The sequence below is a fragment of the Pantoea sp. BL1 genome, assembly GCF_000963985.1.
GTDB lineage: Bacteria > Pseudomonadota > Gammaproteobacteria > Enterobacterales > Enterobacteriaceae > Pantoea > Pantoea rwandensis_B.
In genome coordinates, this window is record NZ_JZRH01000007.1 from 75760 (window position 1) to 91638 (window position 15879).

The 15879-nt window shown below is 49.8% G+C and carries 11 protein-coding genes; 4 read left to right on the top strand and 7 right to left on the bottom strand.

The genetic code is table 11. The features are described from left to right. A complete protein-coding gene (locus tag VH86_RS04880; RefSeq protein WP_034823407.1) occupies positions 1-774 on the top strand; it encodes a (S)-acetoin forming diacetyl reductase in 774 nt (257 codons plus the stop codon). A gap of 391 nt (positions 775-1165) precedes the next feature. Here VH86_RS04880 and VH86_RS04885 read toward each other — a convergent pair whose 3' ends face one another. Then, positions 1166-2332, bottom strand: coding sequence for a PAS domain-containing methyl-accepting chemotaxis protein (locus VH86_RS04885; protein ID WP_045832118.1), 1167 nt, complete (start codon positions 2330-2332; stop codon positions 1166-1168). A 747-nt stretch (positions 2333-3079) separates the two neighbouring features. Continuing rightward, the gene (locus tag VH86_RS04890) at positions 3080-4741 is read right to left on the bottom strand and encodes a methyl-accepting chemotaxis protein (protein ID WP_045832119.1); all 1662 of its coding nucleotides are present in this window, start codon (positions 4739-4741) and stop codon (positions 3080-3082) included. Positions 4742-6091: 1350 nt separating this feature from the next. Here VH86_RS04890 and VH86_RS25675 point away from each other — a divergent pair. Beyond that, the gene (locus VH86_RS25675) at positions 6092-6418 is read left to right on the top strand and encodes a hypothetical protein (protein WP_156150561.1); all 327 of its coding nucleotides are present in this window, start codon (positions 6092-6094) and stop codon (positions 6416-6418) included. A gap of 604 nt (positions 6419-7022) precedes the next feature. Next, positions 7023-7346 (top strand): hypothetical protein, encoded by a 324-nt coding sequence (locus VH86_RS04895; protein WP_052696552.1) that lies wholly within the window; start codon positions 7023-7025, stop codon positions 7344-7346. A 3-nt stretch (positions 7347-7349) separates the two neighbouring features. Here VH86_RS04895 and VH86_RS26335 read toward each other — a convergent pair whose 3' ends face one another. From VH86_RS26335 to VH86_RS04905, 3 genes are read right to left on the bottom strand one after another with little or no spacing between them, the layout of a single operon-like run. Further along, a complete protein-coding gene (locus VH86_RS26335) occupies positions 7350-7736 on the bottom strand; it encodes a hypothetical protein (RefSeq protein ID WP_369800307.1) in 387 nt (128 codons plus the stop codon). Beyond that, the gene (locus VH86_RS04900; protein ID WP_052696553.1) at positions 7648-8454 is read right to left on the bottom strand and encodes a Y-family DNA polymerase; all 807 of its coding nucleotides are present in this window, start codon (positions 8452-8454) and stop codon (positions 7648-7650) included. Before VH86_RS04900 ends, VH86_RS26335 begins: the two co-directional genes overlap by 89 nt. A gap of 2 nt (positions 8455-8456) precedes the next feature. Beyond that, positions 8457-8834 (bottom strand): phage repressor protein, encoded by a 378-nt coding sequence (locus tag VH86_RS04905; RefSeq protein WP_045832120.1) that lies wholly within the window; start codon positions 8832-8834, stop codon positions 8457-8459. A 677-nt stretch (positions 8835-9511) separates the two neighbouring features. On the opposite strand from VH86_RS04905, the gene VH86_RS04915 reads away from it, so the two are divergent. Then, positions 9512-10558 (top strand): FUSC family protein, encoded by a 1047-nt coding sequence (locus VH86_RS04915; RefSeq protein WP_052696555.1) that lies wholly within the window; start codon positions 9512-9514, stop codon positions 10556-10558. A gap of 347 nt (positions 10559-10905) precedes the next feature. Here the strand turns inward: VH86_RS04915 and VH86_RS04920 are convergent, their stop codons facing one another. Together VH86_RS04920 and VH86_RS04925 are read right to left on the bottom strand one after the other, a co-directional pair. Continuing rightward, positions 10906-11637, bottom strand: coding sequence for a YoaK family protein (locus tag VH86_RS04920; protein ID WP_045832121.1), 732 nt, complete (start codon positions 11635-11637; stop codon positions 10906-10908). Between the two features lie 1357 nt (positions 11638-12994). After that, positions 12995-15879, bottom strand: a 2885-nt coding sequence (locus VH86_RS04925) for a hemagglutinin repeat-containing protein (RefSeq protein ID WP_045832122.1), incomplete at its 5' end; no start/stop codon positions are given.

Here is a 15879-nt window from a genome sequence, read left to right on the forward strand (position 1 = left end):
ATGAAAAACAGAGTCGCATTTGTGACCGGAGCCGGCCAGGGTATCGGCTCAGCTATTGCCATCCGCCTGGCTAAAGACGGCTTTGCGGTTGCCATCGCGGATTTCAATGTCGAAACAGCACAGCATGTCGCTGATGAGATAGTCCGGTCGGGAGGAAAAGCTATAGCACTAAGGGTTGATGTCACCCAGCGCGAGCAGGTCTTTCATGCCGTTAATGAAGCACGCCATGTTTTGGGGGATTTTAATGTAATTGTGAACAATGCTGGTATTGCGCCATCAACTCCTATAGCGGATATCACCGAGGAGATCATCGATAAGGTTTATGATGTCAACGTCAAGGGTGTGATTTGGGGTATGCAGGCAGCAATCAGCGCGTTTGTCGCGGAGAAACACGGCGGTAAAATCATCAACGCCTGCTCTCAGGCAGGGCATGTGGGGAATCCGGATCTGGCCGTATACAGCTCCAGTAAGTTCGCCGTTCGCGGGCTCACGCAGACGGCGGCAAAAGACCTTGCAAATCGAGGTATTACTGTTAACTCCTTCTGTCCGGGTATTGTAAAAACCCCCATGTGGGAATCCATTGACAGACAAATCTCTCAAGCTGCGGGGGAACCAGCAGGCTTTGGCACGCAAGAGTTTGCAAAACGAATTACGCTGGGCCGACTCTCCGAGCCGGAAGATGTGGCCGCGTGTGTGTCATTCCTGGCGGGGCCTGATTCCAACTACATGACCGGCCAATCGCTACTCATCGATGGCGGAATGGTATTCAACTAATTCCTCAATTGTGCTTACTCACATTCCTGTGTGAGTAAGCAGTTAGCCATGCTCAAGACCGGGAGGAGGCACTTAACCAGGCATCTCGTCTTAAATACGCAGTCTGCATTCTGGTATCAGACCTCAGCCAAAAGGCCCAATGTGAATCATCAGGCGGTAAGAGGCAGCTTATTGGTTAACCATAAGCAAGTTGATCCAGCCAGACCCTCACAATCAAAACGCTCTGGCAGGCTGACGTAAATTGTTCATCAACCAGCAAAGGCGCACTTCTGCTAAAGGAGGTTCGAACACATAAGGCTGTATACCTTCCTGATCCTTCATCAGATGAAAAAGTCCAAAGGTCAGTCCGTGAAGAAGGTTAAGTAACGTCAGAGAATCAATGCTCATGAAACTAGTCAGTACTATCAGAAAAACTTTGTATGCGTTTCTGTAGACGGGAAATTTGTCCTGTTATATCTGCCGTCCTTTCCGCAAGTCCTCTGATAGCACTGGCAATTACGGAGAAGCCACGCCCATGTATACCCGCCCTTGCCGCTTCGATACTGGCATTGAGAGAGATAAGTTTGATCTGTGCAGCAATATTTCCATTCTCTGAGACCAGTTCGGCAATTTCTTTCGCTGCTTCAGCTGTCTGAATGTTCCTCCTGACCTCGCTATCTTCATGCAGCCGTCGGTCTTTTCGGGCTTGAATATCAATCAGCGCCCCGACGGCACGGAGCGGAGTACCGTCGTGCGCGCGCTTTGTCTGACCGCGAGCCTGAAACCACCGGTATTCACCACTGCGAAGCTTAAGGCGATATTCTATATCGAAACCTGTCTTGCCGCTGTAGTCCATCAGGTGCTTAACGAAAGCGTCAAGTGCAGCCTGCTTGTCATCCGGATGAAGGCGTGAAGCCCAGCTGTCCATCACGTCCGGAAATTCTTCGACAGTTTCAAAACCCAGCAGTTTTCTGAACTGCGGTGACCACCAAAAGACGTTATCAGGATTAAGCGGATTGCCTCCAATGATATCAAGATCCCAAAGTCCGTCGTTGAGCATTTCCCGCGACAGGTCAAAGCGCGTGGAAACAATATCAAAAAGACGTGCCTGAGTGGTCTGCTGTTCAATATTTTTGATAATGCCTACTAAGCGCGGAGGCGAAAATTCCACACAGTACTTTGCCTGAAATAGAAACCACTGAAAATTGGTTTTGTCAGTTTTGACCATGCACTGAAGCGGTTTTTTAGCCGGACCATGGCTGAGTGAAGAGAAAATGAAATCTGTGAAAGCATCCTGATGCTGTGTATGAACTCTCTGCATAAGAGAATGCGTTCCGAGTTCTTCATCAGGGGGCAGACCTAAAAGACGACGGGCTGAGTGCGATAAAAATACGGGCGAATCACTGTACCTGTCGGGTGACTCAATGTACCAGACGCATTCATGCCCTATCTCCATCACACACTTCAGTAGTTCAGTGTCACTGTGATATGCGTAGTGCTCTTGAATATCTGGTACTTCAGATATAGCTGATTTAACCTGTACTATGGCAGGCTTTTTTTGTAGTAATTTTTTGAACATTATTTTTCCTGGTTAATTTACATCGGCACTAAATAAGACTGATATGTCTTATCGGCGCCTACAGTCAGAAGTTCAGTGAATTAAATTAAGTTGTAACAATAACTGTATAAAAATGGCCTTATCATGGACTTGTCGTCAGCACAGGATTTCATAATTTCTCTGTTAATAATAATGCCCTGCAGCTAAAGCAAACAGCTCGGGTTAACAGGCGTTAGTTCTCCTGCAACGCTACCTACTGTTCATGGATAAGGCAGTCATGACCCTGAAATCTCGGCACTGAAAAAGTCACTGTTTATTTATAATTTAGGGTTTCTTTGGGCGAATTTTAGATACGAAGTTTTTTCAAGGTCTTATTCTTTAATTACTAAAAAATTAACATCGGCGATGGTGTGCCCCCGAGGACGCTGGTTGAATGGAGTATCAGTGTCGGACATTTAGAAATTAACGCTGTGTGAAGTTTTATGAATCCAAAATAGATAAATGACTGTGCTGTTTTCTATAAAATCTTCAACTTTCTGACTCTGGACAATTGATGAAAATACCATTTTTAAGATTGATTTTTCCTGTTAAAGCAGGACAGCTATCCGTAAAAGTCAGCTAATTTTAACAGTATTAGCTTGTCATATCTGTTCTGAGCATTTTATGTGCAGAAGATTCAGATTCATAAATATTAACTATAAGAACTCGGGAAAGCGCTGGCGTACCAGCGCTTATGATAAACCTGTTTTTAAAGAATAGCCGGAGAATTTAAAAACTTTCCCAGTTTACTTTACTCACATTAGCAGCAATCACATCAGGCATTTTTTGCAATTGTGAATTTTTTCTGATTACCGGCCTGACACTTACCCCGGCATGGGCCTGATTTTTATCAAGGATGAAAGTGGACACCAGTCCTGACAGTGTTTCAGCCTGTTCCTGGAGTGATTTTGAGGCTGAAGAAGCCTCTTCAACCAAAGAGGCGTTTTGCTGGGTGACCTCATCCATCTGCCCGATGGCCAGATGGACCTGCTCGATGCCCTTGCTCTGTTCAGATGTTGCGGCCGCAATCTCATTAACCAGGTCTGCAACTTGCTGAATCGCACTGGTGACGTTCTCTGTGTTACCGCCAACATGCGTTGCCTGCTGAAGCCCTTGTTCGACCTGAGAAACGGAAAGTGAAATCAGGTCCTTTATCTCACGTGCAGCAGTAGAAGAACGCTGTGCCAGATTACGCACCTCAGAGGCAACAACCGCAAACCCTCTTCCATGTTCACCGGCGCGCGCGGCCTCTACCGCAGCATTAAGCGCCAGAATATTGGTCTGGAAAGCAATTCCTTCAATCAGTCCCGTAATTTCAGAAATTTTTGCTGAACTCCCGCGGATATCGGACATGGTTTCCAGCATCCCACTGACTGCGTTCCTGTTCTGACGGGATAAATCATTAGCATTGTTTGCCAGTGTGCTTGCTTCAAAAGCTCCCTCAGCATTCTGCCGAACAGAATCGCTCAGGGTAGCCATGCTTGCAGAAGTCTGTTCCAGCGACGCCGCCTGTTGTTCTGTACGTGATGAAAGATCCTCGTTTCCTGCGGCAATCTGTGTTGACCCCGTACTGACTGAGTGTGCCGCCTGGTTCACCGATACAAGCGTTGAGGAGACCCTTTTGAGCAGATTGTTAAACGCCGATGCCGTCTTTCCTACTTCATCATTTCTGATCACGGAAGCCACTTGCGTCAGATCAAGGTGGTTGCTAACGTCAGTTATTGTGTTTTGAAGATTGTTCAGGCTGCGCTTTATACCCAGAACGATATTGATACAAAATATGCCAAGAACTAGGATAACTCCTGCCGATACAGAGGTCATTATCCAGAACGTCTGAGAATAAATTTTCTTATTAACGACTCGTAGTCCATCACCAATTTGAATATTTAAATCTATTTGTTTAGTGAATTGTGACTCCATTTCTCTCGTGGCAGCACCCACACCTTTGTCCCCCCTGAGTAGAGCCAAAGAAACCGCATCATCATTATTACTGCCTGAGGCAGCTAAGAACGCGGGTAGGGCAGCACGAACGGCATCAATGTTACGGAATGCCTGCTCAGTCATAGCCTTATCTTCGTCACTGGAGATATCGTTCGCCATGTAATAATCAGTAAGTGACTTCAGTGTGTGAAGCAGGTCGTTGATCCTTTCTTGTGCGGCATCCTGGTCAGCTTTCGTTAAAGCCGTCTGATGACGGTACAGCGCAATGCCCAGCTGATTCGTGGTACTTATGGATTTGTTCAGGTCCTTGATACTCGGTATCGCATTGGCCTGTACATATTCGAATCGCGCCTGAAAGCCCGAAATCACTGCAAGAGAAACGGCAACAATCGATAAGAGAGATACAGCCAACAAAAAAAACGCCATCAATAATCGCTGTGTAATGGTCATATGAGCCCTGGTATAAAAGTTAATAAAAAAATCAACAATGTATTATCGACGTCATTTCAACAGGCTTTAATAGATTATTTTTTCAATATCTACTGAGAGAGGCTTGATATTTATTAAAGATCCGCTAAGCAAGTTACTATTCTGTTGTGTTATCTGACACCGAGGGGCAGATTTTGGCTTCCATCCTTCAGCAGATAAACCGGAGCTATACCATGCTGCGATATACATACGTAAACTCTGTCTGAAGTACGACCTCCGCTTCTGCGCATGTTAAATTTCCACTTTCATAGTCATGACCGATAAACACATGCTTTGAAAACAATGTTCAATGTTGTCAACATCTAAGCTACAGCGAACAACGTAACAATGGCTGTTCAGGGATTGCGGATGGAGGGAATTTTCGCAGCGAAAAAAATCAATAAGTTCTCCTTTATGTTTCATCGTGTAAATTTGGCTTGTTCTTTACCGGTAATATCTTACTTTCATTAGGTACGTTTCAAACATATCAACAGAAGAGGAGTATTTATGACTACGCATCATTTTCTTAAAGTTATTGAGATTTTGGGAGTAGGGATTTTCGCTCTGTTATTAGTCTGTCTGGCTGTTACCGGGACACTGTCAACTTTAGGCATTGATCATTCCTGGGCATACCCGCACAGATAACTTACTTTTGCACCAGGGAAATTGAGAGCGCGATAAAAAGATAAAAGACCCTGTGTTCATGTATTACGAAGGGTGAGGTCATGTTGCTCAAAGAGGAAATTGAATTCATCAGTAAAAGATGTGTTCGGCGGCTATAACCTGTTGAATGTCATGAGGTTCAGCTAGGATAAACGTAGCCTTCCCCATAACAGGCGGGCATACATATGTTTTGCCGAAGTGTTTATGTATCATCAGATATTGCAGCGCTTTTCTGACACCTGAGTGTGTTAAACAAAAACCAGAACGCAAGTAATAGAAAACTGAAAGACAAATAAATGCTAGAGAAAAAATTGTCCGGTAAGGCACTGGCTTAATCTGAGGGTATCGACCCTAATGAACCGCTTCCGGTCATGACCGCCGTAATCAACAATCCAGAGTCATCAGCGACAGGTAAAGCACGCTTTGCCGAACTGAAGCTTAAGATTTCATCAGTCGCGCTCTGTAATAACATGTCCGATTATGCGCTTAAGGCATATCTTTGTGAAATGACTGACGTCATTCTAGGATATCTATAATGACCCTATGATATTTATAGCCGGATCCGGACACATCTGAAGTTCAAACCAAACTTACTGGCAGGTGATGTCAGACTTGCGGTTAGCTATGAAAGTCACTCCGGCCTAAATGAAATCATATGGAGAGAGACCAATGAAAGCAGTACTTGAAGCAGGTTGCGTTGCCCTGGTTATTGACTCAGTAAATTCTGAAAATATCGGTAAATCTGTCACATTAATCAGTTGGTGCGCGGCTGGAGAGCTGTTTAATGCACCTGACGGTACCTGCGGAAGAATGCCTGAAAACACAGGTGGGTGGCTATGCGCAGGTGAAATTGTGTGTGGTGGAAAAATGTCCGTCTCGATGCGGGATTTCAGACGTTATGGATGGTGCGTATTCACACCTCAATACCTCATGCCAATGAACGGCGACCCTTTTGGGCATCTTTATGACGGTCATAAGGAGCTGTGTAATACCTGATACGCGGGAAATACTGAAAGCGACAAACTGTTGAAAATGCAATCAAGCTATAAGACCCTCACACTTTATCAGTAGTGGTGATGCAACGATCAACAGAATGCACTGATAGAACGACTTGCAGCAGAACCAGGCAGAAGAGATTACAACAATAGTAAAACTCACAAAATGAAGCGGATCGTAAAAGCTCACGACAGGATCAGTGAATTAACATTACAGCCCATTAACCATCTCATATTTAAATCTCAAAGAATCTATCCGTATACAGGTTGAGGGGTATACTTTCGCATTAGTTCTGGAGGAAAGGTGGGGAATAAAATCTATAAAAAATGCTCTTAAAGAAGATATTTCGGGCGAATCACTTAAATACACAGCATGGCCTCTGACATATTACTTGTAAGGTCGAGAGTAAAGCGGACAGAGCACAGCCATCAACAGTTAGTGTTTGCCCCTCAGTAGTCAAGTGAAGGCACTTTGTAGTTGCTATAGATCAATGAGAAAGTTATCAGATATTACTGATATGGTATGTTTAAATATGTTGTTAAAAACAACAAATGCAGTATATCATGCTTTTAATTGGTGAAAATTACATGCGTTTCTGCACTATATGTCTTATTTCCCACTAACTAAGAACTTTCTTAGTTTAAGATTTGTCTTAGTAGTTCGTTTGGCATTTTTGGAGCAAGGGGTATTGAAAAACATAAGAAGAAAGACATGGATAATGGTTTTTTTATTTTGTGTTTTATTTTGGGGGGTGGTATTTACCGCTATCTCATTCGCCAATGAGAACGGTAAGAATAAACCAGTAGCCCAAGTGAATGGGCCCACTAAGCTCGTTGATATACAAAAAATAAAGCAACTTAAGCTCAATGATAAGCAAAAGAAATTTATCGAATCGCTTATTGAACCCGCTGATAAAAAATCAGATTAACTTCTAAGCCGCGTTGCGGCTTTTTTCGTGTACATTGTAAGTGCTGGCACACTCGTTCTGATTCCCCAACGATACCAACAAGTAACAGCCTCCGATTGTTGCTGCGGGAGAACATTGTTTGAGGCATAGGAAATCCGTGGCGGGGAAGTATGCCGCTAAAGAAAGGTCGAACGAACCTTCGCTGTCAAAATTTAACTGGCGCAGTTTTGCCGTGCCGTTGAGACTGGCCTTCGCGTACCGGTAGCCGTCACGCCAGATAGTACCCAGACCCCGCAACGCGGAATCAATGATGTCCCGCGTATCATTCGTCGGATAGTCGCAGATGCACGATGCGGAGTTCGAGTACTGCGGCCCTTCCCCGTACCGGCCCGTGGCGATAGAGACGCTGATGTGCCGGCAGCGGGCGTCCTGTTCCCTGAGCTTTTCCGCCGCGCGCGGTGCGCTCGGTGATGACGTCAAAGTTCTTTCGTATCATGCTGACGTTGCTGTCGGCCAGCTGCAGAGCCGTGGTGATGCCCAGCTGGTTCATGCGCACGCTGATGCGCCGCCCGATGCCCCAGACGTCGCTGACGTCAGTCAGCTGCAGCAGCTTCCGCTGCCGGCTCCGTTCGGACAAATCCACCACGCCGTTTGTCTTCGTCCACTTCTTGGCCGCGTGGTTGGCGAGCTTGGCCAGCGTCTTGGTCGGCCCGAAGCCCACGCCGATAATCAGCCCCGTTTCCTGCCGGATACGCGCACGCATCTGCTGGCCGAACGACTCCAGCGGGATCAGGCTGCCAATCCCGGTCACGTCCAGAAAGCTCTCATCGATGGAATAGACTTCCTGCCCGGCCGCCATCTCTCCCAGTATGGCCATCATGCGCGCCGACATGTCACCGTACAGCTCGTAGTTGGAGCTGAACACGTGCACGCCGTTCTCGCGGAAGAAACGCTCGTTCTGAAACAGCGGGGCGGCCATTTTAATGCCCATCCGCTTCGCCTCTGCCGAGCGGGCAATCACGCACCCGTCGTTGTTAGAGACGACGACGATGGGCCTGCCGCGCAGGTCGGGCCGGAACACGGTTTCGCAGGAGGCGTAAAAGTTGTTGGCATCCGCAAGGTCAAACATGGTCACTCTCCGGCGGGTCCGCTGAATCCCAGCCCGGCCACGTCGGTGAGGGCATAGGCCACCACCCCCCACACCGGCAGCGGCTGGCTCACGTCGATCAGCGTGACGGTTTCATCCGCATCCGACGCCTGCAGGGCGGGAACGGGGTTGAGCAGCAGGCGCCGCAGCGTGAGCTCGCCTTCCACCTCGGCAACAATGAGCTGGCCATGCGTCGCGGCCAGCGCCCGGTCGATGGCCAGCACTGAACCTTTCACGATGCCGGCGTCAGGAAAATCGCTGTCGCTGCGCATCAGATAGGTGGAATGAGGGGAGAGGCTGACGAGGTCACCCAGGTTCAGGCGCGTCTCTCTGTAATTCTGGGCCGGGCTCTGAAAGGCCATAGACAGTCTCCGTTCTGACAGCAGGTAAGCGCGGTGAAAAAAACGGGTTTTACTGGCTTCAGTGTCGCGGGGGCATATCACATGCGCGCGCCCTGCAGTATTTTACGCGCCCGATTATCCACTGTCGCCAGGGGTGGGCTGCCGGCCGTCTGAGCAGCGTCTGCCACTGCGAGGCGGCAGGCGGCCAGTCATGCGCCATTTCCGCTCTGACGACGGGCTGACTCAGCTTCTGATAGTAATTCATACGTGCTCCTGACAGCGCCTGCCTACAACGCGTACAGGCCGGATGACATCTCTGATATCAGTATAAGCCGCTATCCTTACAGCCACAGCGGGAGCTCACCATGTGTGGAAGATTTGCGCAGTACAGCAGCCGTGGTGAGTATTTTGACGCGTTGTGCCTGACATAGGACGAAATTACGCTCGACCCGGAGCCCATTAGCCGGTTCAACGCCGCGCCAGGCACGCGTGTGCTGCTCCTCATCGGGAGCAGGCCAGAAATGCTGAACCGGATTAAGGCCTAAGGAAAGCTGCCCGTAGTGGCTCTTAAAACCAATTATTTTAAAAGCCGATCAACAGGATTTTAAAGGAGAAGTAAACAGTGTTATCAACGAAGGCCACAGCCGGGTTTCTCATTTTCAGTCATTATTCAGCTCTGTTTGTATACGGGAGATCTCATGCCGTCTGAACCGGGTATCCGACACGATATTACGCTGGGGCTTTACTGCCTGCCCGCCATCATTGTTATCAGCGTTGCAGGCTATTTAACCGACCATGTTGCCGCAGCCAGTATCGCAACAGGTGGCGCGATTACCCTTGCTTTCGGAGCAAACAAAACATGGGGGGGGTCATCACTGTCATTGCTCGCAACCACTGTGGCGGGTCTTATTTTTTCTGCCTGGCTGGGTAGTCTGACTGGAAATATATTTTCCCTGTATGTGGCCGGTGCACTGCTTTTCACCGGCTTGTATGTGGTGATGGCTAACATCGATGTCAGTGCATGGTGGATGCTGCAGCAGTGGACAATTACTTACCTCGTGTCGGGCAGCTTTGCCGGAACCCCGGAGCATGCCCTTCTGCGTGCCGGCCTTGTCGGCGCAGGCGGAACACTACAGATGATAATTCTGGCAATAATCTTCCAGCGACGAAACTTTCAGCTTCGCGATTTCAGCCCGGGCACGTGGAAACGTTTTTTAATGCATTTTCTTGTTAAGTACAAACATCGTGTCCATCTGCAATGGTCAGTCATATGCGGCATGCTGGGGATGGCTGGTGCGCTGACGGCAGTTCATCTGCTAAACCTGACTAATGGCTACTGGGCGGGTATGACGCTGCTCATCTGCCTGCGAAATAATTACCGGGATACGTTATCAAGGGTGCAGGCACGTGTGCTTGGCACGCTGACAGGCTGCATTACGGCAGCCGGCCTTATCGATTATTGCAGCAGTTCGTTATTCATAATGGCTGGCTTTATTATCACCGGATTTGCTGCCTTCACCTTCTCTTATTCAATGATTAATCGCTCGTATGGCCTCTTCAGCTTTCTCATCACCACAATGGTGGTTTTCATGATCTCCGGATTCGGCATTCCTCAGACAGGTATTGCTCTGCACCGGTTTGAGTCGACTGCCCTGGGAGGGGCAACTGCTATTCTGGCGATCATACTTACCCGTAGGGCCACGCGGGAACAAATTATGAAGGTTAGCCGCTCAGGGACAGGATGATTTTTTATCATTAATGCCATCCACTGGACGATGGGCGGGGCGCGTCAGCGTGACGCCCGCTACGAACGCCAGGATAAGTACCGAAAACATGCATGCCATGCAGGTCACCTGCGAGGGCAAATGCATAATGTCAGGCAGCAGAATCCTCCCGCCGATACCTTAAATGCAGGGAGCCATTCTGCAGAGCGATACCAGAGATAGCCTGTGGGCTCAGGCTATGCTCCCCCCTTAATGATCTTATCCACAAATACACAGGAGCGATCCAATAACAGTTCCACTTAGATCCCTTAAGTTCCATATAGATCCCGGCCCTCTGCAAACCCCGCCATCGCTGAAAGTACCGGCCGCTACCAGAAACGCCAGCCGGTCAGATGCAGCGCGCGGGCGATGCCCCCGAGCGCGGTGAGGATGAGCAGGCTAGCCAGCCCCGCCATGGCGCTGAAGCCAAACCGGACGAAAAGAAAATAGCCGGCCACGCACCCCGACAGGAACGAAACGATGGTCACGAGGTGCGTGCCGAGCAGCGCCCGGTGCGCGGGCGCGTCGGCCGCCTCGCGGCGGCTCACCGAAGCCCGGAGCCAGGAGCCCAGCGCCATGCCGGCATCGGTCAGGGTCCCGGTCACGTGCGTTGACCTGACCCGCCCGCCGGAAAGCTGCGTGGAGGTGGCGTTATGCAGGCCCATCAGCAGCGCGAGCGTGACCAGCACCTCGCCGTTGTTGCGGATGCTGTACCAGCGGATTTCAACCAGCGAGGTGGCCAGCAGCAGCACGCCCTCACACAGCAGCACCAGGCAGAATACCGTGCGCACGTTACGCCGGAGGCCAAAGGCTACGGCGAGGCGCGCCAGCGTGGCGCCCGTCACGAAGGCCAGGATCAGCACCGCCAGAAAAAGCAGGCCGTGCAGGTCATAACTTCCCGCCTCCGCGGACAGCTGGGAGGTGTTACCCGTCATATGGGAGGGGAAGAAGCCAAATGCGCCGAAGGCCATGGCGTTGAGGACGCCAGCCGTGGTGGCAAGCGTAAGGGCGAGCAGGCGATCCTCACCGTGGGTACGGTGTTTTTTTCTCCTGAGGAGCATACGGTCAGATCCTGATGATAAACGGAGCTTTATTATGAGTAATCATGCGCCGTTAGCAATCAGACCCTTACGCCGGCCACTGCCTTTTTTCCGCCGGGCGCACGTCCCGCCTCCGTATTGGCCTGGCGGCCTAGACGACTGGCAGGAGCACGGCCAGCATCCAGACGCTGGCCAGCCCCGTCACCAGCGTCGTGAGCAGCAGCTCATGGCGAGATGCTGCTGCCATGACACTGCTTACGATACAGAGAATCAACTTTTCGGCAGGGAATCCCTTAGGTATCGTCAAGTCGATTAAAGATGTTAAATAAGGATTTTGGGGCAGCAGAGGCAACATTTTTCGGCTCGCACAATGCTATTTATGTATAATTATCAATTGATTATGAAAGTGCGCCAAATACTTATTATGTTAAATTAATCATCAGGAGTTGCGACATTTCTACGCGATGCTCCATTCATACCATTCAATGCATTCAACTCTTCCGACGCATTACCGACTTAAGTCTTAATACGCAGCAGTTTGCGTATCACTACTAAGTTTTGTCCTCAAGTCGTCCATGAAAATTGATCCGAATTTCTCTCCCTGCGCGCATTTCTAATAGGATTGGCATTGAGTATATTCTATTCACTGATGAATAAATATTTTGATATATTTTAAAGATAAATTTTATTTGGAGCGTGTTATTTCAAAAGATCACTAAATGTCGGTCCTGAGCGTTTGATGCATCTCTATCAAAATCATCTACATGCCTATCAAGCTTTTAACTTAATTGAGCTAAACGGTTTCAGTTTTTCATTTAGCATTAAACCTCTTACTCTGCTCAGTAGTTCACATCGTAAATGGCTCATCGCGGGGTTTACCGCCCAACTCATTCTGCAGCAACACAAATAACGACGATAACCGCTCGCTCGCATAAGTGATGAATTTAGCGCGGCCCCAAGTCCAGTCAGCCTCCAGCGCGGTCGAGTCATTGAATATCAAATTGACGGTATTCAAATAGGAGTTGGCAGAATTCTGCCAGTGCGCAAAGTAGCCATTCTACGTTGCCGAGACAGAGTAGGCGCTGCGATCAACTTAAGAGTAAGCGACTTATACAAATCTCCCGGCTAGGTTGGCCTAGTATGTGTATGCTACTTGGGATTCAAATGCGAGGTCGATTTCTTTTTTGACATAATACATTGTCCTACGCCAATAATAACCCCACATCCGATTGAAATTTCGGTTGCTCTTATTAAATCATTTCGATCAAAATCAAAATCACTCAATAAAAAATAGGATGCTAATGATATGAGCAGCCGACCACATATAAGAGTGATAAAAAGGCCTAGCGTCCAAGAAGTGACTAACAATAACAAGAGTTTAATTCTCATTTTCTGCACCACTCTTTTTCTCCAATTTTTGTTTAACTTTTTCAGTTAAATTCTGCGTGGAACTTCCAATATATTCAGAGCCAGCAGACTCAGCTACTGCTCCCGTTATTTTAGGTATAGTGAATAGTGGAATAGCAGCTTGCAGTTTCTCCACTCCTTTACCTATAGTTGCGCCTCCAAGAGTTCCAAAACCTGCTCCGATCATTGGCGCCGCAACATCTTGCTCCTGTAGTTTAGCTCCTACAAACGCACCAGCAATACTAGTAACTTCTGTAAACCAAAGCCCTTTCCCCTGAGTTAAAGCACTGATACCAGTAGCCAGGAGCGCATCAGTCGAACTGAATGGCCCTCCGCTGTTCAACTGATTAAATACGTTCGCCGAACCGCCGATTGCACCTGCACCTATAACGCTTCCAGCCGTTGCTGTAGCTGGCAACAGTATCGGTGCCACAACCGTTGTTGCTCCTGCACCCCATGCCGTCAATAAGCCCGTTGCTGCGTTCTGGCCTGAAGGAAAATCACCCGTCACCCCCTTATTAGAAACATATTCAATTTCTTCAGTTGTTGCCGGGTTAAGCACCTTACCAGTTTCATCTGTAATGTTAGTATTATTTGCCAGTGATCCTTGGGCTTGGATATTCTTCTTGAAACCTGTACTGAACCCTTCCATGCCGCTCATAAAGTTATTTTCGACCGCATTCTTTCCGGCCTCTGCACCAGCCCCGCCTCCCATCGACGAATCTGACGCAATCCCGCCAGCAAGGCCAGCAACTAGCTGGCTCAGCGTACTGACCATTTGCTTTTGGGTTTCCGTCAGGTCGCTAATTTGAGTGTCCGGATACATCACTTTCACAATCGCCCGCGCTGCCAGTTCACCGCCTGCCGCTCCTGCGGCGCCTGCTGCGACACTGTTGCCGGATATCTGTGCCAGCACCGCGCCTGCAACAGCGTGCGCCATGGTATTCGCCAACACGTTAGTTTGCGGGTTGCCCTGTGTGTCATAAGACGTGGTAGCCTGTTTAATTGCGTTGGCAATATAAGGTGCCATTGCCCCGCCGGCTGCTGCGCCAAGGTTATTCGCGCTTAAGCCCCCCAGTGCACCCGCCACTGCCGTGGCGACCATCGAATAGGTACCACCCGTGCCCCACAGATCCGCCACTGCTCTATAGCCAGGATCGTTTTGTATCTTCGCACTGAAGTCTTCTTTAGAAAGGCTGGCGTAATCAGGGTGTTCTTTTAACAGACGTGCTTTGGTTTCGGCTGATGCTGCATCCAGCTTATAGGCCTTTACGTCGCCGACCACTTTTCCGGCCAGCTCCTGCACACCTTGTGCAAATGCCATCTGGTTGGCGACTTTCTCTTTGTCGAAAATTTTGCCGATGCTGCCATTGGCGTTCTCGGTATCCCGGCTCAGACCAGCGACGTCCTGCTTCTGGTTCTGCACATCACGAACAATAATCGTCCCGTCAGCCACGGCTGAACGCGTGGTGCCAGATGCACTTTCATGCATGTTTACCACCGCAGGGAGTGCGCTGCCCGCGAACTGCTGACCTGATGCCATGCTGCTGTCATACCCACCGCTGATACCTACAGACGTGCTGTTGGCTGAGTATTCGGCATGATTATCGATGCTGTCCCAGCCCAGAGTGCCCGTAGACAGTTTGTTGTTCGCGGCATCCGCCGTTGATGCAATCACCGCCCCGTTCAGCTGCGTATGATTACCGACGAAGATGTCATAACCGCTGTCACCGGCAAACAGACCACTCTGGTCGCCGACGCTGGCGTATTCACTGTTGACCTTACTCTTGCTCATGCTCAGCCCGATTGAGCCGGTCATTGAGCCAAAAGTGAAGCTGAAGCCGCCGCTGGCGCTCTGTTGCTGACTATGATAACTGTCGGTGTCCTGCAGGCTGGTCAGCGTCAGGTTATTGCCGGCATTCACGCTGATGCTGTTACCCAGCGCCTGTGCGCCGGACAGCAGCGTGTCGTTGCCGCTGCTCAGCGTCAGGTTGTCTCTGGCATTGACGCGGCTGTTCACGTATGCGGTGCTGCTGCCGTTCTCTGAGCCGCTGGCCATATAGCCGCTGGCCTGTACGCCAATGCCGGTTTCCTGGCCGATGGCGACGTGCACGCCGGCGCTCCAGCCGGAAGATTTGTTACTGCTCTTCTGCTCGGTGTTGTTGCTGGCGGCAACCAGGTTCAGATCATGTGCGGCAGCCAGGGTGACGTTGTTACCGGTGATCCCGCTGCCTGCCAGTGTTACATCGCCGCTGGTGCCGTTTGCGCCGGTCGCTACTACGGCGACATTGCCGCCGCCGCTGAGCGAGCTGCCGCTGACAGTATTGCTGCTGTATTCCGATGATGATTTGCTTTTGCTGGCCCCCACGCTGAGCGAAATTTTAATGCCGGCATTAGTCATATCGCCATTCGCCAGCGCTGTCGCCGATTGGCCGGCCGCACCTGACATTGCCCAGCCGCTTTCTAACGCTTTCACTGCGCCGAGTGCCTTCAGACGATCGTCCCCCGCCTCGCTGGCCGCTTTTGCCTGGGACCCAAGGCTCAGTAACGCATCTGTTATTGGGCTGGTCAGCTGCAGCGTCAGGCCGCTCTGCTTCTGTTCAAAGCTCTGACGACGGGTCAGGGTGTCGTTGCCCGGATCGATAGTGACTGACCCGCCAACCACACTGATATCCTGTTTCGCAATCACGTCCGAACCCGCAATGTGTGCGTCATGTCCCGCAACCAGCGTCACGTTCCCGCCGGTGCTGCCGATAGTGCTGGCGCTCTGGCTCTCAGTCGTGCCGTCCTGCTTCAGCTCCTGTTTTGATGACGCGCTGCCGAAGGTCACGCCAATGCCCCCGCCGCTGAACATGC